A 23,365-nucleotide genomic window follows, 5' to 3' on the forward strand; every position below is an offset into this window, starting at 1 on the left:
TGATTTATTAAAATTCAGAGATTTGATTATTTTTGGTTTTGAAATCAATCACATGAAACTCTTTAGCAATTTATTTTTTATCTTAATTATTATACAGATATCAACACTTTCTGCTCAAAATAATTATGGTATAAATTTTCCGAGTCACAATCGAGATCAAGTTTGCAGTTCATTTGTTCAAATATTCAAGCAAAAACCGCGTGAAGTTAAGTTTTCGGTTATTAGAGAAGGTCAAAAATTGTATTTTCAAATCAATGATAAACGCTGGTTCAATACCTTATTTAGCAATAGAGAAGATGGCATTGCAATTGATGTGGTCAGCAAAAAAAGATATGATTGTGATATCGATTACATAAAAGATTCGCAAATTAAAGGAGAACTTTTACCACCTGTTTACAGCAAAGATTTACGCCGTGGTTTAGAATCTTACGACGACAAGTTTTACCGAACTTTTGTCGGAAATGTTCCTCGGAATCTTATGGATGAGTCTTTAGAATACAATATTTTATTTTTAAACAATAATAATTTATGTCGCTATCAAATTATTTATAATTTAGAATCTTATCCATGGGAATTGCTTGATATGGGTATGTATCTTGATAGTTTAACCTATACCAGAAAAGCGATAAATTCTCGAGGTAAAGAAGGTTATGTGTTAAAAAATAAAACGCTAAAATTTATTATTCCATTTGAAAAAAACAAAGCAGAATACACTCAAAAAGACATCAAGCCCATTTATGATTCTTTAAGATTGACAGATTTTAATATTAAAACCATCAATATCAAAGCTTATTCGTCTGTTGAAGGCAGTTTAGAACACAATATTGAACTCCAACAACAACGAGCCAATAGCATTGTAGAAGCTTTACAAAGTTTTCAAAAACCAACAATACAAACCAATGTTTCGACTTCTGAAAATTGGGTGGAGTTTTTAAATGATATCAAAGGCACAAAACATTCTGATTTGGCAAAGCTATCTAAAAATCAAATCAAAACCAAATTGGTGGGCTCACTTTCAAATGATTTAGAACCTATTTTAAAACATCACCGTAAAGCCGTTGTTGAGTTAGAACTTGAAAAGAAAGACAAGTATAAAAACATGACACATAAAGAACTGTTGTCAAAATTTAACTCGGCAATTTCAAATTCAAATCTTGAAGAAGCCAAAACCATTCAAAATTCCATTTTTGAAAAGCTTAAAGATAAAACGATTTCTCCAGATTTTTTAACTCAAATGCAAGTACCAAAGCAAGCTAAGTATGTTAAGATTTTAAACAAAAATGCAGCATTTAAGAGTATGTTAGATGTCAGACAATCTTTAATTGTTTACAATGAATTGAAAGCTTTAGAAAAATTAGTACCAAATACTCCTGAAGTGAAATACAATATTGTAGCCACAAAAATCAAACTTTGGCAGTTCAAAGCGATTGATGTCAACCCAACAAAATTTAAGAGTCAAATCAAAGCACTTAAAAATTATGGAATTTCAGAACCTTTAATCTCTAGGATGTTGGTCAATTTTCATATCATCAAGGCAGAAAATGATATGCAAAAAAGAGATTATGCAAGCAAAAACGCATCTGTTAATTTTATCAATAACAACTACAAAAAATTTGACTTATCAGATTATGATTACCTCAGCTTAGCTCAGTTTTTTAGTTTTTATGCCAATACGGATCTTGCTGTTGAACTTCTTGAAACCAAGTCGAGAAGCATAGATATAGATGAAGATTTGTTGTTCTATTACCTTAACCTTACGATAATAGATAAAAATTTAACAGAGAACGCTAATTATAGAACAGTTTTGTTAAATGCTTTTAATATGAATTCTGAACGTTTTTGTAAATTGTTTAATTCTATTGAAAATGGCGGTGTAACGTTTCAACTTTTAAGTGATGAATATTTGAGAACTACTTATTGTGAAAGTTGTGAGCAATAAAAGATGTCAGTAGTTTAGTTAGATGTTTTAAATATTGTATAATATAAAAAAATCTATTTTCTTGAATTGAAGTTAGTAAAAATAAAAGCAATATCTTTTATAAGAATAAAATTTGATTTGACTTTCATTTAAAAATATTATATTTTTGAATGAATTTATTATTTAAATCAATTAAAATGCCAAAAGTAACCACAGAATATCAGCATGGTGAGGCGAGGATTTTTAAAAATCCTTTTTTAGAAAGTTTAACCAAAACAAACCCTATTTCAAATATTATTGTTTACGGTTTGAGTATTGCGTTGTTTACTTATTATGCAATAGCTAAAGTTGGTTTAGATCCCATAGTTTTTATTGGGCTTTTTGCCTTTGGAATGTTATTTTGGACTTTTGCAGAATATTTGTTGCACAGGTATTTATTTCATTGGATAAATGATAATAAGCTCGTCCAGCGTTTTCATTTTATCATGCATGGTTCTCATCACAAATTTCCAAGAGACGAAGCAAGATTGCTCATGCCACCTGTGCCAGGTTTGATCATGGCAAGTTTGTTGTTCGGTTTGTTTTATCTCATATTTTGGATATTTCAGATTCCAGATTTATGTTTTGGTTTTTTTCCTGGTTTTTTTTCTGGCTATTTGATGTATTCTTTTGTTCATCGTGCTATACATGTAAATAAACCACCTAAACGGTTTAAACACATTTGGTTACATCACAACATCCACCATTTTAAATATCCCGATAAAGCTTTTGGCGTATCCAATACGTTTTGGGATAAAGTTTTTGGAACGATGCCACCAAAAAAATAGCACGCTTTATTTCATCTTTTTTTAGCATGTCTTATATTCGTTGAATGCTTAGTCATCAACTCAACACACCAATTACCTACCTTAAAGGCGTAGGTCCTCAAAAAGCTAAAATTTTGGAGGAAGAACTCAGCATAAAAACTTATGCAGATTTAATTGAATATTTCCCGTTTAGATATATAGACAGAACTCAGTTTTACAAGATAAAAGATCTCAAAAATAGTGCTGCCGAAATTCAAATTGTTGGGGTTATTACAGAAATACGGATGGTTTCTCAACGCCGTGGCAAAAGGTTAGTAGCATCTTTTGAAGACCAAACAGGGCAAATGGAATTGGTGTGGTTTAAAAAACAAAAATGGATAAGAGAAAATTTGAAGATAAATGCTCCCTACGTCATATTTGGAAAATTAAATTTCTTTAACGGTCAGTTTAGTATGATTCATCCAGAAATGGAGTTATATAAAGAATTTAAAAAAGATTTTAATGTAAAACTTCAACCGGTTTATTCTAGCACTGAAAAATTGACTAAGAACAACCTCGGCAATCGCTTTTTTAACAGAATGCTGAAGCAACTTTTTACTGAATTACAATCTCCGTTTCAAGAAATTTTACCACAAAATATTGTAGAAGAATTGAAATTAATTTCACCTTCGAAAGCCTATTTTAATATCCATTTTCCACAATCTAATGAGCTTCTTTCAAAAGCTCAATTTAGACTGAAATGGGAAGAATTTTTCTTTATTCAATTGCAACTGGTAAGAAAGAATCTATTTCATAAACATAAGATCAAAAGTTTTAAATTTAAGCAAATTGGAGATTATTTCAATACATTTTATAACAACATTCTCCCGTTTGAATTGACAAATGCTCAAAAAAAAGTCCTCAAACAAATTAGAAATGATTTAGGACGAACAGCTCACATGAACAGACTTTTACAAGGTGATGTGGGTTCAGGAAAAACCATCGTAGGATTTATGAGCATGTTGATTGCCTTAGATAATGGATTTCAGACGTGTATGATGGCTCCGACTGAAATTTTAGCCAAACAACACTACCAAACTATTGCCGAATATTGTGATCAACTTGGTATTAGTATTAGCCTTTTAACTGGTTCAACTACTGCCAAACAACGCAAAGAAATTCATCAAAATCTTGAAAATGGTAACCTACATATTTTGGTCGGCACACATGCTTTGATTGAAGATAAAGTTAAATTTCATAACCTCGGTTTTGCTATTATAGACGAGCAACACCGCTTTGGCGTTGCTCAACGGGCTAAATTATGGAAGAAAAACGATTTGCCACCCAATGTTTTGGTTATGACGGCTACGCCAATACCTAGAACTTTAGCGATGAGTTTGTATGGCGATTTGGACATTTCAGTCATCGATGAGTTGCCACCTGGAAGAAAAACCGTTAAAACGGTTCACCGCTATGATGCCAATCGACTTAAAGTTTTTCAGTTTCTCAAAAATGAAATCTCCAAAGGTCGTCAAGTTTATATTGTTTATCCATTGATTGAAGAATCTGAAAATTTTGATTACAAAGATTTGATGGATGGTTATGAAAGTATATCAAGAGAGTTTCCCAAACCAAATTATCAAATTTCAATTGTTTACGGCAAAATGAAACCCGAAGACAAAGCGGCTGAAATGCAAAGATTTGTTAATGGCGAAACTCAAATTATGGTGGCGACAACGGTTATAGAAGTTGGTGTTAATATACCAAATGCATCGGTAATGGTAATTGAAAGTGCAGAGCGTTTTGGTTTGTCACAACTACATCAATTGCGCGGTAGAGTTGGGCGAGGTGCTGAGCAAAGCTATTGTATTTTGATGACAGGTCACAAACTTAGCGACGATGCAAAAACCCGACTGCAAACAATGACCCAAACCAACGATGGATTTCAAATTGCGGAAGTTGATTTAAAACTACGTGGTCCTGGTGATTTGATGGGAACGCAACAAAGCGGTTTACTCAATTTAAAAATAGCAGATGTTGTAAAAGACAGTAGCATTCTTGAAAGTGCAAGACATCACGCCATAAGGTTATTAAAAAAAGATCCTAACTTAGAAAAACCCGAACATACGCTTCTTAAAAAAGAATTCATAAAGCTTACACAAGATAAATTTAAGTGGAACTATATCAGTTGAAATCAATGGTTTTTGTGGGTTTATCTTTCTCTTTTTCCAGCTCATCATCTTTCATATCTAAGTATTTATCCTCGTGAAATTGATCAAATCGATAAGACAAACCAATTCCTGCAAGCCAACGTTGAGGTGTGTCTTTAAAATTGATCAGCCCAAAAACATCCAATTGGAGGTCTTTATTAAATAAATATGCACCACCAGCTCTAATTAATTCATCACTGTAAAAATCACTGTTAGTAGTTTCAAATTCTCCAAAAATTGAATATCTTCTATTTAATGCGTGAGTTACTGTAAATATTCCACTATAACTCGGAAAATCAGTTTCAACTTTATCAGCTATAATGTTTATTACCAAAACTGTTCTATCGAGATTGCTTTGTGCAGATACTCCAAGTTTAGATGATATGTTAGGCTCATCTGGAAACATAAAAGGATTGTCACCGAACAGCAAATTGGCTCCAGCATAAACAGAAACGGCAGGTATCAAATCTTTCCATTGAAAACTATGATTAGCATGATAGCTATACAGATTTGGTCCTTCTTTTTGTCTTTTTTTGTGTGGATCGTAAACCAAGTATTTTGCACCGAGAGTATTGGTTTGAAAATCAGAAAATGAAAAACTTTGGGTTATATTGCTTATCATATTAGTTTCATCAGCAAAAGCAAAACGACCTTCTAAAATGAGCTCGAGTTCTTCTAAAATTAAACCGTAACGAAGTGCATAATCGATAAAAAATAAATCTGTGTCCGTTTTAAGCAAATCGTGTTCGTCATTGCCCAGACCTATTCCGCCTTCAACTTGTATCACATTTGTTCCTACGCTATAGGCTCCAAAAGAAGCTCCAGGACGATTTGAGTTGATAGTTTCAGTGTATTGCCCAAAAAACAAATTAACACAAAGGAAACACAAAATTGAAAATGTGGTTTTCATAGCTTATTAAATTGGAAAACAAATGTATTAAAAATAAATCTTTAGAAGATTGTTTTTTTAATTTTAGCCTACTTTTAAAAGACTTCAAATGTAATAGCGAAAATCATTAGGCATTTAAAAATTCTTACTGACCTTAATTCTATAAGGCTTGGGTTTAGCAAAACATAGCAGAGCGGAAATCCTGAGAGCAATTATTCATCAGTTGTTTTTCGTGAGATTTGTCGTTTTGGGATTGCCGAATCACCAATTGTATAGATTTGTGTTGAAATCATAATGGATATTTATGAAAAATTTAATTCGATATAAAAACAGAAACTTTAAGTTTTGTAGATAAAACCTGTACTGTCAATTTTTGAAAATGCTTCTTTGGGTTGATTCCAACTATAGGAAAAGGCTAAATCGCTCAAAGTGGCTATGATTCCTTTGTTTGGGTCAAATAAAACACTGCCGTTAAGGTTTTGAGATGGTGGATAATAAATGTGCATTGTGCATACGGTTTGCGTTTTTGATGTATTAAAAACTTGATGTATAGCGTCTTTGTTTTCGTAAATAATATCGTTTTCTCGATAGGTTTTAACAGATTTTCGTTCTAATAGTTTTTGATTATCATCAAATTTGTATTCGTGCTCTTCAATTTTACCATCTAAAACTTTAATGACGCCTTTAATGTTTTTGTGCTGATGAATACTTGAAGATACTGATGCTGGCCAAATCATTAAATAAGCGACTACAAAATCATTTAAAATCGGTATTCTGTGATAGCCTCTAGTGGTTTGATTGGCGTCAATTTTGTATCTTGAAACGTCAATATCTTCACTTTCAAGTATTTTAACTAAACTTGATTTGTTGACATCTTTCTCATTTAGATGAACTAATTTTTTAATTAAATTGTGCATAGCTTTTTTGTTTTTTTATTAATATATGAGATAATTCTAAAGCTTGATTTCTCAATTCGTTCACAGCTGTGCTTTCCCAAAGTTCTCCTTTTAAGTTTGGACCTATAGTAAAAATATGTTCGTTAATTTGACTGTTTTGATTTATGGTTTGATAGGTTGGTGTATGCGTTTTTATGCCCAGTTTAAAACGGTCTTGGCTTATGATTCCTTTTTGAAAGCAGTGCTTTAAAAAATTGTTTTTGGTTTTAGATAAATCCAAACTTGGTCCTGTGCAATTGATTATTCTTGAAACGTTGATTGCCTTAAAATCGGCTTTAGCTTTATCGTAAAATTTGACATTGACTTGAGATTGATTTAAATCTATATCTGTAATCTGACCCGATATGACATTTAAAATACCATCGATTTTTAGTTGTTGAATTTTATCGTGTATTTGCAGTGGCAGTCTGTGTCTTGCAACACCCCAAAGATGTCTAAGCCGTCTTAAAAAAATGGACTTTTCTTTATCGGAAAAACTCTGCCAAATGGATTGTGATTTTGACCTCAGAGAATCGACGATGACTTCAGCAGAAATACCAAGATTTCTCAGTTTTTTACGATGTTTATTGAACAAACTAAGAATATCTAACAAACTCATATCGTCTTTCAATTGATTGACAAAATCAGGGTAATCATAAACATTTTTTCGATGTGGAATCAGATTGAAACCGTTTGGCGAGATGGCATAAATTTGATTGTCAAACCCATTTTCTAAAAGACCAACCACGGTATCTACCATTGTTAGCCCATTACCAATAATCAAAACAGGTAGGTTTTTATCAATATTTGTAACCGATTGTTTTTGCCACGGATTTTGAAAGTATTTTAATGATTTTATAACTTCTTTAGATATATATTTAGGATGTTTTGGAGCTAAATTGCCAGTTGCTATTACGCATTGGTCAACTTCAAGAATTTGTTTATTGTCAAGTTTTAATTTTATTATCTCATTTTCATTTTCTAAATCTTCAACTGTATGGTTGATATGAGTTATTTTTACATGAGGATTTGTAGAGTAAGATTCATAAATGCTACATAAATAATCTCCATAAATTTGTCTAGGCAAGAAAGACTCTGCTATCAAATTTTCGTTTGTATTTGGAAAAATATTTTGCTTGATTACCCAATTCAAAAAATGATTTGGTTCTTTAGGAAAAGCACTCATCTTTTTAGTTTTCACATTAAGAAGATGATGTTTTGAATAAGAATTGTAGGCTGTGCCTTTTGCTAAATTTTGTTGTTTATCCATAAGATAAATGCGAGTTTCTCTATGCGAATTTTTAGCCAAATGAATGCCTGTCATCATTCCTGAGAAACCTGCTCCTATGACGCCAATTTTTTTCATCATCTATTTTTTATAAAAATAAAGCTTTTATTAAGGTATATGATGAGGTTAAAATAATCATACAACCTACAATAATCATCATTGATTTATGGGGTATTTTTTTAGTGATGATAGCTCCGATTGGTGCAGCTAATGTACCGCCAATGATTAAACCGAGAATAATTTGCCAACTCTGTATTCCTGTAAAATAAATTAAAATTCCTGCACTAAAAAAAGTGACAAAAAACTCTGCGGTATTTACAGTGCCAATCACGATGTTTGGCGTATTGCCTTGTCTAATCAGGTTTGAAGTAACAATTGGACCCCAACCGCCACCACCTATAGCATCAAGAAACCCACCAAATAAAGCATAAACAGGTGCAAACTTGAGGTTTTCCTTAATTTTAGGTTTCTTTTTAAAAACTTTTGACAAGATAAAAACACCTAAAATGATAAGATATGCCGCAATAAATGGTTTTATCACTTTACCTTCAATAATAGAGCCTAATAAAAATGCACCAGCACTTGCTGAAATAACTCCTGGAACAAAAAGATTTAAAAATAATTTTAAGTCAAAATTACCTACTCTAATGTGAGATAAGCCTGAAACTCCTGTGGTAAAGACTTCAGCCGTATGAACCGCTGCTGAAGCCAGTCTCGGTGACAGACCAAAACCTAATAATACTGAATTTGAAGTGACGCCATAAGCCATACCCAAAGCACCATCGACCATTTGGGCAAGAAAACCAGCCAAAAGAAACCAAAAGAAAGTAGAATCAAACAGCAAATCTGATTCTGAAGCTTTTGGTAAATAGACACTTAGAATTAAAACAATAAGCAAAATTTTAAGTGTGATGATGGCTATAGAAACGTGAATGGTTTTGATCTTTTTCATAAATGATATGAATTAAGTATTAAATAAATTGAGTTTGTGCCTAAAAGTCAATCTGACAATGTTTCGGTTGAAGTAATCTACACCCGAACTGCGTTGTTGAAACCAATTGAAGTAGCCTAATTCAACACCAAAGTTGTTTGTTAAATTATATAGAATACTTCCGCCAATTCGGTTTTGATCAAACGTGTTGAGTACAACATCATCTCCAAAGTTGAGATGAATTTCATCAAATAACTTTAAAATCATTTTTTCTGTCACATTATATCTCACTTCTATTTTGTATCGAACTCTTAGATTTCTGTATTCAAAAGAATCTTCGGGTTGTTCCATAAATCTGAATTCATTCCAATACCGATGATGAAGTGAAAACTTGGGAGAAAGAGTTTGCTTATAACTTAAACCCAACTGTGGTCTAAGTTCTGTTCTGTTGTTGGTGTCTTCAATATTTGGGTCGTGAGGTAAAGTTTGAAGAAAATAAGTAAAACCCACTTCGGCTTTCCAACCTTTGCCCAGTTTTCTCTCAAGCCGTGTTCTTGATAAAAATTGATGCTGACGCCAAGGAAACCAAAACACTCTTTCTTCAAATTCTTGGTTGATTCCATAGCTTTCGTTGATGTCTGATTTGAGATAATATCTTGTCCAATATAAACTTTGGGTTTCAACGTGTTTTTGAGCTGAGACTTGTGTTGAAAAACAAATTATTATCAAAACGAATAAAATTTTATACCACCTAAGCATTAACTTTTTTTATGCAATAATATTAAAACATACAATACCTACCAAATTAATAGGATTTAAAAATAAAAAAATTATTTGTTTTTTTCTCTTTCGACAATACTGGTAAGTGTTGCAGATTTTAATTGTTGAACCGTTGTATTTCTAATTTCCATCACCACTTGTCTAATGCCACAGGTTTCTTCGTCAATACATTCTTCACATTTTTCGTAATAGTTGTAAGTCACGCAAGGCAAAAGAGCAATAGCACCGTCAAAAAGTCTTACAATTTTCGCTAAATTGATTTTGTCAGGACTTTCATTTAAAAGATAACCACCATATTTTCCTTTTTTGCTTCTAAGAATTCGTGCATTTCTCAACTCCGTCAGAATAGTTTCTAAAAATTTGAGAGGAATATTTTGATTTTCAGAAATATCTGATGCTGCAACAGGTTGATTGTCAATATTTTTAGCTATATAGACTAAGGCATTGATGGCGTATTTTGTTTTTTTTGAAAGCATTTAAAATATTTCCTGTTGTAATGAATTAAATTTGAATAACCAAACATACTAAATCAAGCTCAAATATTCCCATTTTAAAATATTCAAATTTAACTATTATTGATTCTAAACTACATTTTTAAAGTTTACAGTTTTAAAAAAATGCTCTACATTTATGCTTTACTTTAATTACAGTTAATTAATGACAAATCTAAAGTTAGTATTGGTTTCTTTACTTATGACATTTTCAATTAATGTTTCAAATGCACAACAGTTTGTTGAAAGTTATGACGGCACACCAAATTTAGAGCGACATCAAGTGACTTTTAATTATTTTGGTCCTGGATTTCGTTATGAATTGGGTTTATTCAAAAACTTAAGTATTTCTTCAAGTTTTACTCCAGGGCTTGCATTTTATGAAGAAGGCTATGCCTTTGGTTATGTATGGCATACCAGGACACGGTTTTATATTAATTTTGAAAAGCGCTACAATAAAGAAAAAAACATAAGCTATAATTCAGCAGATTATCTCGCTGTTGCACGAAGTGTTTTTTGGGAACCTTTAACTTTTAGCCACAATCTTGATGATGAAGGACAGTTTAGTTTAGTCTTTTGGGGTGGTGTTTATGGTATTCAACGAACAAATGAAAAAGGGTTAAATTATAATTTAGAATTTGGTATTGGTTATTATGAAGGTATTGGTGTAGAAGGCGGATATGGACCGTTGTTTAATTTTACTTTTGGTTGGGTAGCGACGAACAGAAAAAAGAAAAAGGTACATAAGTTAAATTGAAAAACCAAAAACATTTTTACTTCAAATATCGCTTTTCACGCAACCACTCATCATTATACATTTTGTCGACATAACGGCTCTTGAGATAAAAAAGATAATGACTGAGATTTATCCATTAAGGTTTAAAAAGAAATTGTCTATAAAGAAGAGAATACAATTTCCGTTGTGTGATTAAATCAACTATATTTGTATAACACTCTGTTTTTAATAATTAAATAGGTGATATTATGGCAACAAAAATTCAAACAGCTGTTAGGCTAAACAAAGATTTAATTGAAGTTTTAAAAGAAAAAGCAAAGGCAGATAATAGAAGTCTGAACAATTATATTGAAAAATTGTTATACCAAGATGTTGGTCATATACCTAATCAGGCAACCAAATCAGCTATTGAAGAAGCTCAAAATAGTAATCTGGAGAGAGTTGAAGACCTTGATGATTGGTTGGAAAAATTGTAAAAGATGTATCATTTAGAGCCAACTACTCGGTTTACAAAAGATTTAAAAAAAAAATAAAAAAGTTAGAAAAGAACTGCACTGCTGCGGTGAATGTGTTGAAAAAACTTCAAAAAGGAGGTCTTTCTGAAATCCCAAAAACAATGCGACCTCATCGACTGAAAGGCGTTTATAAAAACAATTGGGAATGTCATATTAAACCAGATTTATTGATCATTTGGTTTCAAATTGATAAGCATCAAGTGATACGATTAATCCGAATCGGTTCACATTCAGAATTGTTTCAATAAAATAATTTATTTATAAACTAAGTTCACTTTTGGCGTTTTAGTTTCCACCACAGATTCACAGATACCTTAGATTTAGTTGTTGAAGCCAATCTTTATCAAAGCAAAAATCATTACAAATAACCTCATAACCCTTATAAGTTTTTAAACTTATAACCGCAAAAAAACTACTCCAAATACCCTTTTTCCTTCATCCACTCATCATTATACATTTTACCGACATATCGACTGCCATGGTCGTGAAAGAGGACAACGACTACATCATCTTTTTTGAAATGTTCTTTTAGTTGAAGCAAGCCTTTAACCGCTGCTCCAGCAGAATTTCCGAGAAACATTCCTTCTTCTTTTGCCAGTTTTCGCGTGTAAATTGCCGCATCTTTATCGGTGACTTTAGTAAAACCATCAATGATTTCAAAACGCACATTTTTAGGGAGAATATCTTCGCCAATGCCTTCGGTAACGTAGGGATAAATTTCATTTTCGTCAAAAATTCCCGTCTCGTGATATTTTTTAAACACCGAGCCATAAGTATCGATGCCCCAAACTTTAATATTTGGATTTTTTAATTTAAGATAACTACCAACTCCAGAAATGGTTCCGCCTGTACCAACACCAACAACAAAATGCGTGATTTTGCCATCGGTTTGTTCCCAAATTTCTGGTCCAGTGGTTTTGAAATGAGCTTTACAATTAGACGGATTATCATATTGATTGACATACCAAGAGTTTGGTGTTTCTCTTGCTAATCTTGCTGAAGTAGAATAATAAGACTCTGGGTCGTCTGGTGCGACGTCTGTTGGACAAACGTGGACTTCACATCCAACGGCTTTGAGAATATTCATTTTTTCTTGGCTTTGCTTGTCACTCAGCACGCAAATCACTTTATAGCCTTTCACTATGGCGACTAAAGCTAAACCCATTCCTGTATTGCCTGAAGTACCTTCAATGATTGTGCCGCCAGGTTTGAGATGACCATTGGCTTCGGCGTCTTCTATCATTTGTAAAGCCATGCGGTCTTTAACAGAGTTACCTGGGTTAAAGGTTTCGTATTTGCCTAAAACTAAAGCATCAATATCTGATACAATAGTATTGAGCTTGACTAAAGGCGTATTTCCAATCGTTTCTAAGATATTTTTGGCGTATTGCATAATCTCATTTTGATTTGCAAAAGTATAAGAAATTAATGTTTTGAAGCTTTAAAATGAATAAAACAAGAAAATTTTAATCAAACTTTATAGCCTTGACAGGCGAAATTTTTGTGATGATATAAGAAGGCAGTAAAAGCATGAGAAGGCAAACAAGAATTGTGCCGAGATTGATGCCTAACAAATAAGTCCAGTCAATGTAAACTGGGGCATGAGTAACATAATAAGTTTCTGGATTAAGACTGATTATTTTTCCATTTTTTTGAAGGAGCAGTAACCCAATTCCAATTAGGTTTCCCCAAAACAAGCCTTTTAAAATTAAATAGGTAGCATTGTAAAGAAATATTTTTCTGATGCTAAAATTTTGACAGCCTAAAGCTTTTAAAATCCCAACAAGCTGGGTTTGCTCTAAAATTAAAACCAACAAAGCCGTAATCATATTGATACCTGCAATGATGACCATAATGATGACGATTAACGCAATATTGACATCAAAAAGTGCAATCCATTCAAAAATGGTAGGATATTGACTAACTATAGTTGTGGCATTGAGAAAAGAACCTATGTTTTCATACACCTGTATTCCTGTTTGTTGGATGTCATCAAAATCTGAAACCATGAGTTCAAATTGACCAATTTGGTAATCTTCCCATTTGTTGAGGCGTTGAATTTGTTTGATATCAGTCATCAAAAATTGCTTGTCAAACTCTAAAAAACCTGAATTGTAAATTCCCACAATATCAAAAGCTACCAATCTTGGTCGGTCGTTGTCTTTATCTTTTAAGAAATAAACAATAACCTTATCGCCTAATTCAAAACCAAGTCGATCAGCAAGATATTCAGAAATCATAATTTCTTTGCTGATATTTTCAGTCAGGTTTAGTTTTCTGCCTTCAACGATAAATTCATCAAAAAAAGACCAATCGTAATCTGTAGAAACACCTTTAACCACAATACCTTCAAAATCATTTTCGGTGCGGATGACGCCGTATTTTGAAGCGGTTTTTTGGACGTGAGTTATTTCAGGAACACTTTCAAAGTTGGGATAAAAATCCTGTCTCGCATCAATAGGTTGTAAGTTTTGATTAGATTGATTACTCGTAAAACTTCTGATGGTGATATGCCCGTTGAAAGCGGTAATTTTATCTCTGATTTTTTGTTGTAAACCTAAACCAGTACCAAAAGCTAAAATCATCATGATGATGCCAATACTTATGGCAGTTACAGCAATTTTTATTATTGGGGAAGAAACCTTACTTTTATAGCCTTTGGTTTTAATCAGCTTTTTCGATATGAAATATTCAAAATTCAATTTGCTCGCTCTGTTTTTCAGGTTCAAAAATACAGTTTTATTTAGTTTGTTTTTGATTTTAGCCTGTCAAGCTCAAGATAAATCTTCTAACGAGCAGAAATTGTTGACTGGTGCTGACCAAACTGAAAAATATGTGAACGATTTAAGACAAAAAAACATCGCTATTGTTGCCAATCAAACTTCTGTCATTAAAAATAATAGAGATGGTTATACACATCTCGTCGATTCGCTTTTAAGTCTTAATATCAATATAAAAAAAGTATTTGCACCCGAACACGGATTTCGTGGTCAAGCTGATGCAGGTGAAAAAGTTGATGATGCTATCGATGCTAAAACAGGGTTACCGATTATTTCACTTTATGCTAGTCATAAAAAACCAACAGAAACCGATTTGAAAGGAATTGATATGTTGGTTTTTGATATCCAAGATGTTGGCGTGCGGTTTTATACGTATATTTCTACTTTACATTATGTCATGGAAGCTTGTGCAGAGCAAGATATTCCTTTGATAGTTTTGGATCGACCAAATCCCAACCGACATTATGTTGATGGTCCTGTTTTAGAAAAAACACATCAAAGCTTTGTTGGTATGCATCCTGTGCCAATAGTTTATGGTTTAACGATTGGTGAATATGCTCAAATGATCAATGGAGAACAATGGCTTAAAAATCAAGTCAAGTGTGAATTAAAAATTGTGCCTTTAAAAAATTACGATACTAAAAAAAACTATAAATTGCCTATAAAACCATCGCCTAATTTACATAGCACATTATCAATAAATTTATATCCGAGTTTATGTTTTTTTGAAGGCACAAATGTCAATGCAGGTCGAGGCACATCAACACCTTTTCAAGTGTTTGGATCGCCGTTTTTAGATCGAGAAAAATATGATTTTCAGTATGTTCCTGAGCCTAATCTAGGTTCAAAATACCCTAAACATCAAGGCAAAATTTGCTATGGAATGGATTTAACTTCACATCAATTTTTATCAGAAATTCATTTAGTTTGGCTGATTGAAGCCTATCAAAACACATCAAATCAAGATGATTTTTTTAATTCCTTTTTCACAAAATTAGCAGGCACAACACAACTTCAAAACCAAATTGAAAAAGGAATGAGTAGCATAGAAATCAAAGCGACCTGGCAAAAAGATATAGATGATTTTAAAAAACTGAAGAAGCAATATCATTTGTATTAAATTTAAACATTTAAGTCAAATTTTTATTCTGAATAGACCCCAAAGGTCTTGAAGTAAGAACAATTTTTTTTTTTTTGTATCTGTTGCCTGATGGTCTGGCAAAAAAACTTAATAACGCCTTATTAAATTAACGTTAAGTCGAGTCATTTTAGTTTTGGCTTTTTAATATCTTTGCATCGAGGAAAAATTTGACTGATTGCAACCTTTTACAAATGCTAAAACAGTTCTTCACAACTTTTTTATCTTGTAATTTGCGTAGTCTTTTATCGTCAAAGTTTTTAAATTAATATTGAAAAAAAATACTTATGTCCTATTTATTTACTTCAGAAAGTGTCTCTGAAGGTCATCCCGATAAAATTGCAGATCAAATCAGCGATGCTTTACTCGATTACTTTTTAGCTTATGATAAAGATGCTAAAGTGGCATGTGAAACTTTAGTTACTACAGGTCAAGTGGTTTTGGCTGGTGAAGTTAAAAGCAATACCTATCTTGATGTGCAACAAGTCGCTAGAGATGTTATCAACAACATAGGTTATACCAAAAGTGAATACCGATTTAGTGGCGATTCCTGTGGCGTCATTTCTGCAATACATGAGCAGTCTCAAGATATCAATCAAGGCGTTGATAAATCTGACAAAGAAAAACAAGGTGCTGGTGACCAAGGAATGATGTTTGGCTATGCAACAAATGAAACTGAAAACAACATGCCTTTAGCACTGGATATTTCACATAAAATCTTGAAGGAATTAGCCACTTTACGGCGTGAACATAAAGACATCACTTATCTCAGACCCGATGCTAAAGCTCAAATCACCATTGAATATTCAGATGATAATGTGCCACAGCGTATTGATACCATAGTGATTTCTACTCAACACGACGAATTTGATACTGATGACAATATGCTTGAAAAAATAAAGCAGGATATCAAAACCATACTTATACCACGTGTGAAAGCTTTGTTTTCTGAAGATATTCAAGCTTTATTTGATGATAATATTACCTATCATATCAACCCCACAGGAAAATTTGTGATTGGTGGTCCGCATGGTGATGCAGGTTTGACAGGTCGGAAAATCATTGTTGATACTTATGGAGGCAAAGGTGCTCACGGCGGTGGTGCTTTTTCAGGAAAAGATCCAAGTAAAGTTGACCGCTCGGCAGCTTATGCGGCTCGACATATTGCTAAAAACATGGTTGCAGCAGGCATAGCTGATGAAGTCCTGGTGCAAGTGTCTTACGCTATCGGCATTGACCAACCGACATCAATTTCGGTGAATACTCAGCACAAACATATTGATGTTTCTGATAGTGAAATCGCAAAAGTTATCAAAGCCATTTTTGATATGCGACCAGCAGCTATTGAAAAACGCCTAAAACTAAGGAATCCGATTTATTTAGAAACCGCGAGTTACGGACATATGGGAAGAACACCACAAACTGTAACCAAACATTTTGATACAACTTATTCTGGCAAAAAATCTGTAGAAGTTGAATTGTTTACTTGGGAGAAATTGGATTATGTAGAGACTTTAAAAGCAGAATTTGGCTTATAGTTATTTTAACTTCCTTTTGAATTACTCAACTTGAGTGAGTTTAAGAGTTCTCATTTGGCTTAGGGATTGAATCAGCATCTTTTTTGGAATTTACCTTAGCGTAGTGCAATTTGCAAAGTGCCGTCTTAAACGGTAATTTGCAAATTGCTACGGATGCTTGGTAAATTCCAAAAAAATATAGTGGAAAGCCCGTTAAAAGCCCCAAATACTTATTAGGCTATTGTAAAACTTCAGAAATACGTTTAATCGCTTCTCTAATTTGTGTTTCAGAAGCAGCGTATGAAATCCGAATACAATCTGGATTGCCAAAAGCTTCGCCCGTAACCGTAGCGACGTTTGCTTCTTCTAAAAGCAACATACTAAAATCAGTAGCATTTTTAATATGATGACCTTTGATGGTTTTTCCAAACCAAGCACTGACATTAGGAAATACGTAAAAAGCACCTTGAGGTTGATTGCATTCAAATCCTTTTAGGTCATTTAGAAGGTCTAAAATAATTTCACGTCGATTGGCAAATTGATCCACCATATATTGAATTTTGCTCACGGGTTCTTGCAAAGCCGTAATCACAGCACGTTGGGCAATACAGTTAGCTCCACTGGTCACTTGACCTTGGAGTTTGGTGCAAGCTTTTGCGATATATTCTGGAGCACCGATGTAACCGATTCGCCAGCCTGTCATAGCAAATGCTTTTGATACGCCGTTGACCGTTACGGTGCGGTCATACATATCGTCAAATTGTGCCATTGAAGCGTGTCCACCGATAAAATTGATATGTTCATAAATCTCATCACTGACAATTATTATTTGAGGGTGTTTCTGTAAAACATCTGCCAAAGCACGAAGTTCATCTTTTGTATAAACCGAACCACTCGGGTTGCAAGGCGAACTGTACCAAAGCATTTTGGTTTTTGGGGTTATGGCGGTTTCGAGTTGCTCTGGAGTCATTTTAAAATCTTGCTCGATAGAGGTTTTTACTTCAACCGCTTTGCCTTCACAAAGTCCGATAATATCTCGGTAACTGACCCAATATGGACAAGGCAAAATCACTTCATCATTTGGGTCGAGTAGAGCAGAGGCGATGTTGTATAAGGCTTGTTTAGCACCTGTAGAAACAGTGATTTGACTTAAGTCGTAATTGAGATTATTGTCACGTTTAAACTTGTGTTGAATGGCTTTTTTTAAGTCTGGATAACCATCAACAGGCGTGTAGGAATTGTAGTTATCGTTTATAGCTTGAATCGCAGCATCTTTGATATAATCTGGTGTGTTAAAATCAGGTTCACCAAGGCTTAAACCGATAACATCTTTACCTTCAGCTTTGAGTTCTCTGGCTTTTGCTGCCATAGCTAAAGTGGCTGAGGTTTGTAAGTTATTGATTTTTTGTGAAAGGTTAGTTTTCATAACTCAAAATATTTTAAGCCATTTGCGGGTTTTTGCCCATGAATTTTAAATATTTAAAATGGGCAATAACGGCTTTTCTTGTGGTTTTATACTCATTGTAAGGCAAACTAAACTCTTTTGTAGTTTGTTTTACAATTTTAGCAATTTTTGGGTAATGAATATGACTAATGTTAGGAAAAATATGATGTTCGACTTGAAAATTTAATCCACCTGTGAACCAATTAACAATTCTATTATTGTTAGAAAAATTGGTTGTAGTAAACAATTGATGAACCATCCAAGATTTTTCCATTTTGCCTTCTTTATCAGGTGATGGCATCTCATTTTCTCCTACAACGTGAGCCAACTGAAAAACTACGCTCAATATTAATCCCGCGGTATAGTGCATCACAAAAAAGCCTATAGCAACTTCCCACCAAGTTAAACTGGTAAGAGCAATCGGTAAAACAATCCAAATGCTAAAATAGATTAATTTTGTGACAGCTAAAATGATCCATTGTTTTGAAGGTTTTGGTAGCTTGCCGTAATAAAGTTTTTGTTTTAAATAGCGTTTGGTTTGTATATAATCTGTTGTCAAAGCCCAATTAAACGTTAATAACCCATACAAGAAAATGGAATAGTAATGTTGAAATTTATGAAATTTTCGCCATTTGGTATGTTTTGAAAATCTCAAAATACGACCTGCATCTAAGTCTTCGTCGTGACCTTGAATATTGGTATAAGTATGGTGTAAAACATTATGTTGAACTTGCCAATTATAAACATTGCCTGCTAAAATATAAATGCTACTGCCCATAAATTTGTTGATCCACGTTTTTGTAGAATAGGTGCCGTGATTTCCGTCGTGCATTACATTCATACCAACACCAGCCATTCCAACGCCTATAAGTATGGTTAAGGCTAATTTCCAAAGATCATGTATATCTAAAGTTAAAATTAAAAAATAAGGAGCAAGCAATAATGAAAACATAACAGCAGTTTTCAAATGCAATTTCCAATTGCCTGTTTTTTTGATGTCATTGTCTTTAAAGTAGTGGTTAACCCGCTTGTTGAGCGTTCGTATAAAATCTCTTGAATCTTTAGTATTAAAGCGAACTTGAGTATTTTTCATATAAAAATATTGAGACGGCGAAAATAGAATTTAAAATCTATTTCACGGCTTAATTAGTAGAATTTAACGCTGGTTTAGGTTTTTAAAAACCGCGAATTAATTGAGTTTGTAGGTTAACTTTTCAAACACTGATTTTGGATCTTTGTGTTTATAAATGACTTTGTAAACGGCATTAATGATTGGCGTTTTGGCTTTCTTTTTGCCGTCTTGTTTACTCAATAGATAAGCACTTTCAGTGGCGTAGTAGCCTTCAGCAATCATAGTCATTTCCATCATGGCTGATTTTACGGTGTAGCCTTTTCCAATCATATTTCCAAAATAACGGTTTCTGCTAAAATTGGAATAGCCTGTTACCAACAAATCTCCGAGATAAGCCGAGTCGTTGATGTTGCGTTTCATTTTGTAACGTTTATTGATAAAGCGTTTCATTTCGCGAATAGCATTGCTCATCAATACGCTTTGAAAATTATCGCCATAACCGAGTCCGTGGGCAATGCCTGCTGCAATGGCATAGATGTTTTTTAAAACGGCAGCATATTCAGTGCCGATAATGTCTTTGCTGATAGAGCATTTGATGTAATCGCAACTGAGTTTACTGCTCATCATTTTGGCTTTTTCTAAATCATCACAAGCAATGGTAAGATAAGACAAGCGTTCAAGAGCAACTTCTTCTGCGTGACATGGTCCTGTGATGACGCCGATTTGTTTAAAATCTATGCCCATATTGTCGTGAAAATGCTCGCCGACGAGTTTTCGGTTTTCAGGAATGATGCCTTTGACGGCATTAAAAATGATTTTGTCTTTAAGAGAAACCGTGATTTGGTCTAAAGCTGATTTTAAAAATGCTGATGGTATAGCGATGATTAAGACATCAGATTGACTTACCACAGTGTTGATATCGTCGCTCATATTGAGTTGGTCAGTGTTAAAAGTAACAGAGCTCAAATATTCTTTGTTGTGGTGATTTTTGGTGATGTATTCTATGGCATCAGCATTTCTGATATACCAATTGATACTGTCCACATTTTCACAAAGCATTTTAGATAGAGCCGTTGCCCAACTGCCACTACCAATGATGCCGATGCTTAGGTTTTTTGTCATTTGATAAAATTATTTTTCAAAATTTTTTGTAAAATTTCAAAACAAAAAAAGCTTATCGTTTTACCCAATTCTCAATTTCTATCTCTTTTATTCTCTCAAATTCTTTTAAATTTTCGGTACCATTATCAAATCGTTTGCAATTGCTGTTGAACCAATTAGTAAATCAAAATCGCTAATCATTTATCCTTTTCTCTCAATCTTACTTTCTCTTTTGTATATATTTTTAAGGCGTCAAAAATCGGAAGCACTTTAACTTGCTCTGAAAACTTATCGATAATTTTGTGATTTTTGTTTTTATCAAGGCTATTTTCTGCACCAAAAATCAATTCAGCAAGTGTGATTTCTGAAATTGCACAATTGGCAAGTGTAACTTTTTTGAATTTATCATTTAGATTGAACTTACCACGGAAGTAGTGAATACAAATATTAGTATCGATTAAATACTTCATTATAAATTTGAAATAATTGTTTTTTCCACCCTTGAGTTTTTAATTTCAGTTATTATTTCGTCTGAACTTTTATCATCAACCCAAGCCCCGTAAAGAGATTCTACATCAAATTCTTTTTCGGATTTAACTTCTAATGAGTTTGTTAACTTTTTGATTAATTTTTTTTTTCGAATTCACATCTAAGTTTTTAAGATAACCGTAATATTTATCTAAAATTTTATTTGAAATAGCTAAACTTCCCATTTTGTATATTTTAAAAACGCAATTTACAAATTTAAAATTATAGTAAGATGAATAGTTGCCTACCGATAAAAATTCATTTCATCGATATAAGCCCAAACTTTTTCTGGTAGTAAGGGTTTGATGTTTTGTTGTTTTGAAATGGCTTTTCTGATAAAACTGGCTGATATTTCTATAATAGGCACGTCAACAAATTGGACTTTAGCGTGGTTTTGAAGTTCTGAAGGTACATTTTTATGATGAATTCGAGGACACACAATGATATGATGATGCTCAAGAATATAATCGTAATTTTTCCACTTTTTAAAACTTGCCAAATTGTCTTCGCCCATTATAAGATGAAATTGATAATTGGGATATTTTTCCAATAACCTTTCTAAGGTTTTAGAGGTGTAATTGGGTTGTGGCATATCAAACTCAATTTTGCTGGCTTTGAGTTTTGGATATTCTTCGGTGGCTCGATAGACTAATTCGTAGCGATGATGATTATCAAGTAAAGATTCTTTTTGTTTGAAAGGACTTTGTGGTGTGATTACAAACCAGACTTCATCCACTGAGCTAAACTCTGCAATATGATTAGCCATAATTAGATGACCAATATGGATCGGATTAAAAGTACCAAAAAATAAACCGATGTGCTTACTTTTTTTCATCTATAAAGTTTTTAACCAGTTGATAAGCGTCTTCGAGAGCGGCGTTTAAATCATTATTGATTAAGATTTTGTCAAACTGCGGAGCGGTTGCCATTTCAATTGAAGCTTTGGCAACCCGCATATTGATGCGCTCATCAGATTCGGTTTGACGTTTTTTAAGTCTAATTTTAAGTTCTTCTACACTTGGTGGTTTGACAAAAACAGCCAATGTTTGTTCAGGATAAATGTTTTTGATGTCGAGTCCGCCAACCACATCAATATCAAAAATAACATGTTTACCTTTATTCCAAATGCGTTGCACTTCGCTTTTTAAAGTGCCGTAAAAATTGTCGCGATAGACTTCTTCCCATTCTAAAAAATCATCGTTTTTGATGTGTTGTTTAAACTCTTTTAAAGACATAAAATAATAGTCTTTGCCATCAATTTCATAATCACGAGGTGCTCTTGAAGTTGCTGAAACTGAAAATTCAAGATTCAAATCTTCCTTTGATAAAAGATGTTTGACAATGGTGGTTTTGCCAGAGCCAGATGGTGCCGAAAAGACTATGAGTTTTCCTGTTTTTGAAGCCGTCATTATAAAATATTAAGCATTTGTTCTTTAATTTTTTCAAGCTGATCTTTCATTTCTACTACCAAATTTTGGATATCAGCATCGTTGGCTTTGCTGCCAATGGTATTGATTTCTCGTCCCATTTCTTGTGAGATGAAATTCAATTTTTTTCCATTAGATTCGGGTAAATTTAGCGTGTCTTCAAAATATTCGATATGACTTTTTAATCGGATTTTTTCTTCTGAAATATCAAACTTTTCGATGTAATATATCAATTCTTGTTCAAATCGGTTTTTGTCATAGTCAACGCTGAGCTCTTCCAAAGTTGATTTTAATTTTGTTTTGACTCTGTCAACTCGATTTTGATCTATCTCGCTGATGCGGTTTAAATGTTGCTCAATTTGACTGAGGTTAGCTTTGAAATCTTTGAGTAAATTTTGGCCTTCTTGATTTCTGAAAGACACGACTTGTTTTAAGGCTTCATTTAAGGCTGAATCGAGTTTGGCTTGATCATCTTCGGTCAATTCATTAGCTTCAGATTGTGTAGCTTCGGGCAAAGTCATTGCAATTTCAAGCAATTTAGCATTGTCCGTTCTATCTCTTATAGGAATGACGTCTTGTAAATTTTTGATATAAGATTTGATAAGAGTTTTGTTAAATTTTACACTTTGACTTTGCTCGCTATTTTCTATATTAAATTGTATATCAACTTTACCGCGTTTTAAATTTTGAGCAACGGTTTTACGCCATTCTAATTCAAAACTTCTAAATTCTGATGGGATTTTAAAATTGATATCTATGTTTTTGCTGTTAAGCGTTCGGATTTCAATATCAATATGTTTGTTATTTAAAACAGCAGTGGCTTTTCCATAGCCTGTCATAGATTGTATCATAGCAGTTTAAAAAAAATTTTAGCAAAAGT

The 23,365-nt window shown here is 33.1% G+C and carries 23 protein-coding genes; 8 read left to right on the plus strand and 15 right to left on the minus strand.

Translation table 11 applies throughout. The features are described 5' to 3' along the window. Positions 1–52: 52 nt before the first annotated feature. The 3 genes from ACSSV5_RS02000 (at position 53) to recG (ending at position 4,895) form a co-directional block, all read left to right on the plus strand. Positions 53–1,939 (plus strand): hypothetical protein, encoded by a 1,887-nt coding sequence (locus tag ACSSV5_RS02000; protein ID WP_454244552.1) that lies wholly within the window; start codon positions 53–55, stop codon positions 1,937–1,939. A gap of 176 nt (positions 1,940–2,115) precedes the next feature. Then, the gene (locus ACSSV5_RS02005) at positions 2,116–2,745 is read left to right on the plus strand and encodes a sterol desaturase family protein (protein WP_454244553.1); all 630 of its coding nucleotides are present in this window, start codon (positions 2,116–2,118) and stop codon (positions 2,743–2,745) included. Positions 2,746–2,789: 44 nt separating this feature from the next. Next, positions 2,790–4,895, plus strand: a complete 2,106-nt coding sequence (recG, locus tag ACSSV5_RS02010; protein WP_454244554.1) for an ATP-dependent DNA helicase RecG — start codon at positions 2,790–2,792, stop codon at positions 4,893–4,895. Here recG and ACSSV5_RS02015 read toward each other — a convergent pair. The 6 genes from ACSSV5_RS02015 to ACSSV5_RS02040 all read right to left on the minus strand — a co-directional run bounded on the left by ACSSV5_RS02015 (position 4,888) and on the right by ACSSV5_RS02040 (position 10,212). Further along, entirely contained in the window at positions 4,888–5,823 is a 936-nt protein-coding gene (locus ACSSV5_RS02015; protein ID WP_211065563.1) for a transporter, read from the minus strand. The two genes, recG and ACSSV5_RS02015, sit on opposite strands and share 8 nt — an antisense overlap. 317 nt (positions 5,824–6,140) lie before the next feature. Continuing rightward, positions 6,141–6,719, minus strand: coding sequence for a cysteine dioxygenase (locus tag ACSSV5_RS02020; RefSeq protein ID WP_211065564.1), 579 nt, complete (start codon positions 6,717–6,719; stop codon positions 6,141–6,143). Then, complete coding sequence (locus ACSSV5_RS02025) at positions 6,703–8,106, minus strand: FAD/NAD(P)-binding protein (protein ID WP_454244555.1); 1,404 nt, start codon at positions 8,104–8,106, stop codon at positions 6,703–6,705. The genes ACSSV5_RS02020 and ACSSV5_RS02025 overlap by 17 nt, the downstream gene beginning before the upstream one ends. A 7-nt stretch (positions 8,107–8,113) precedes the next feature. Next, positions 8,114–8,977: a sulfite exporter TauE/SafE family protein gene (locus tag ACSSV5_RS02030; RefSeq protein WP_454244556.1), complete on the minus strand. Its 864-nt coding sequence runs from the start codon at positions 8,975–8,977 to the stop codon at positions 8,114–8,116. A 12-nt stretch (positions 8,978–8,989) separates the two neighbouring features. Continuing rightward, the gene (locus tag ACSSV5_RS02035; RefSeq protein WP_211065567.1) at positions 8,990–9,685 is read right to left on the minus strand and encodes a DUF2490 domain-containing protein; all 696 of its coding nucleotides are present in this window, start codon (positions 9,683–9,685) and stop codon (positions 8,990–8,992) included. Positions 9,686–9,786: 101 nt separating this feature from the next. Further along, positions 9,787–10,212 carry an RrF2 family transcriptional regulator gene (locus tag ACSSV5_RS02040; RefSeq protein ID WP_211065568.1) on the minus strand — a complete coding sequence of 142 codons (426 nt, stop codon included), beginning with the start codon at positions 10,210–10,212 and terminating at the stop codon, positions 9,787–9,789. Positions 10,213–10,393: 181 nt separating this feature from the next. On the opposite strand from ACSSV5_RS02040, the gene ACSSV5_RS02045 reads away from it, so the two are divergent. The 3 genes from ACSSV5_RS02045 (at position 10,394) to ACSSV5_RS02055 (ending at position 11,726) form a co-directional block, all read left to right on the plus strand. Next, positions 10,394–10,984, plus strand: a complete 591-nt coding sequence (locus ACSSV5_RS02045) for a hypothetical protein (protein ID WP_211065569.1) — start codon at positions 10,394–10,396, stop codon at positions 10,982–10,984. A 227-nt stretch (positions 10,985–11,211) separates the two neighbouring features. Further along, positions 11,212–11,439, plus strand: a complete 228-nt coding sequence (locus ACSSV5_RS02050) for a hypothetical protein (RefSeq protein WP_211065570.1) — start codon at positions 11,212–11,214, stop codon at positions 11,437–11,439. Beyond that, positions 11,421–11,726: a type II toxin-antitoxin system YafQ family toxin gene (locus ACSSV5_RS02055; RefSeq protein ID WP_454244557.1), complete on the plus strand. Its 306-nt coding sequence runs from the start codon at positions 11,421–11,423 to the stop codon at positions 11,724–11,726. Before ACSSV5_RS02050 ends, ACSSV5_RS02055 begins: the two co-directional genes overlap by 19 nt. A 164-nt stretch (positions 11,727–11,890) precedes the next feature. Here ACSSV5_RS02055 and ACSSV5_RS02060 read toward each other — a convergent pair whose 3' ends face one another. Beyond that, a complete protein-coding gene (locus tag ACSSV5_RS02060) occupies positions 11,891–12,871 on the minus strand; it encodes a PLP-dependent cysteine synthase family protein (protein WP_454244558.1) in 981 nt (326 codons plus the stop codon). Between the two features lie 73 nt (positions 12,872–12,944). Further along, the gene (locus ACSSV5_RS02065; RefSeq protein ID WP_454244584.1) at positions 12,945–14,180 is read right to left on the minus strand and encodes an ABC transporter permease; all 1,236 of its coding nucleotides are present in this window, start codon (positions 14,178–14,180) and stop codon (positions 12,945–12,947) included. Between ACSSV5_RS02065 and ACSSV5_RS02070 the strand changes: the two genes are divergently transcribed. Together ACSSV5_RS02070 and metK are read left to right on the plus strand one after the other, a co-directional pair. After that, positions 14,161–15,378: an exo-beta-N-acetylmuramidase NamZ family protein gene (locus ACSSV5_RS02070; RefSeq protein ID WP_454244559.1), complete on the plus strand. Its 1,218-nt coding sequence runs from the start codon at positions 14,161–14,163 to the stop codon at positions 15,376–15,378. The genes ACSSV5_RS02065 and ACSSV5_RS02070 overlap by 20 nt on opposite strands. Positions 15,379–15,683: 305 nt before the next feature. Beyond that, entirely contained in the window at positions 15,684–16,934 is a 1,251-nt protein-coding gene (metK, locus tag ACSSV5_RS02075; RefSeq protein WP_454244560.1) for a methionine adenosyltransferase, read from the plus strand. Positions 16,935–17,151: 217 nt separating this feature from the next. Here metK and ACSSV5_RS02080 read toward each other — a convergent pair whose 3' ends face one another. The 7 genes from ACSSV5_RS02080 to ACSSV5_RS02110 form a co-directional block, all read right to left on the minus strand. Then, positions 17,152–18,339, minus strand: coding sequence for a pyridoxal phosphate-dependent aminotransferase (locus ACSSV5_RS02080; RefSeq protein WP_454244561.1), 1,188 nt, complete (start codon positions 18,337–18,339; stop codon positions 17,152–17,154). A 13-nt stretch (positions 18,340–18,352) separates the two neighbouring features. Further along, the gene (locus tag ACSSV5_RS02085) at positions 18,353–19,450 is read right to left on the minus strand and encodes a fatty acid desaturase family protein (protein ID WP_454244562.1); all 1,098 of its coding nucleotides are present in this window, start codon (positions 19,448–19,450) and stop codon (positions 18,353–18,355) included. A 96-nt stretch (positions 19,451–19,546) separates the two neighbouring features. Then, complete coding sequence (locus tag ACSSV5_RS02090; RefSeq protein WP_454244563.1) at positions 19,547–20,551, minus strand: NAD(P)H-dependent glycerol-3-phosphate dehydrogenase; 1,005 nt, start codon at positions 20,549–20,551, stop codon at positions 19,547–19,549. Positions 20,552–20,727: 176 nt separating this feature from the next. Then, the gene (locus ACSSV5_RS02095; RefSeq protein ID WP_454244564.1) at positions 20,728–21,000 is read right to left on the minus strand and encodes a PIN domain-containing protein; all 273 of its coding nucleotides are present in this window, start codon (positions 20,998–21,000) and stop codon (positions 20,728–20,730) included. 302 nt (positions 21,001–21,302) lie between these two features. Next, the gene (nadD, locus tag ACSSV5_RS02100) at positions 21,303–21,893 is read right to left on the minus strand and encodes a nicotinate (nicotinamide) nucleotide adenylyltransferase (RefSeq protein WP_211065577.1); all 591 of its coding nucleotides are present in this window, start codon (positions 21,891–21,893) and stop codon (positions 21,303–21,305) included. Continuing rightward, a complete protein-coding gene (gmk, locus tag ACSSV5_RS02105) occupies positions 21,880–22,467 on the minus strand; it encodes a guanylate kinase (RefSeq protein ID WP_211065578.1) in 588 nt (195 codons plus the stop codon). The genes nadD and gmk overlap by 14 nt, the downstream gene beginning before the upstream one ends. Continuing rightward, on the minus strand, positions 22,467–23,336 hold the full coding sequence (locus tag ACSSV5_RS02110; protein WP_247653539.1) for a YicC/YloC family endoribonuclease: 870 nt from the start codon (positions 23,334–23,336) through the stop codon (positions 22,467–22,469). The genes gmk and ACSSV5_RS02110 overlap by 1 nt, the downstream gene beginning before the upstream one ends. Positions 23,337–23,365: the final 29 nt, after the last annotated feature.

This window comes from Psychroflexus sp. MBR-150, from assembly GCF_053628795.1.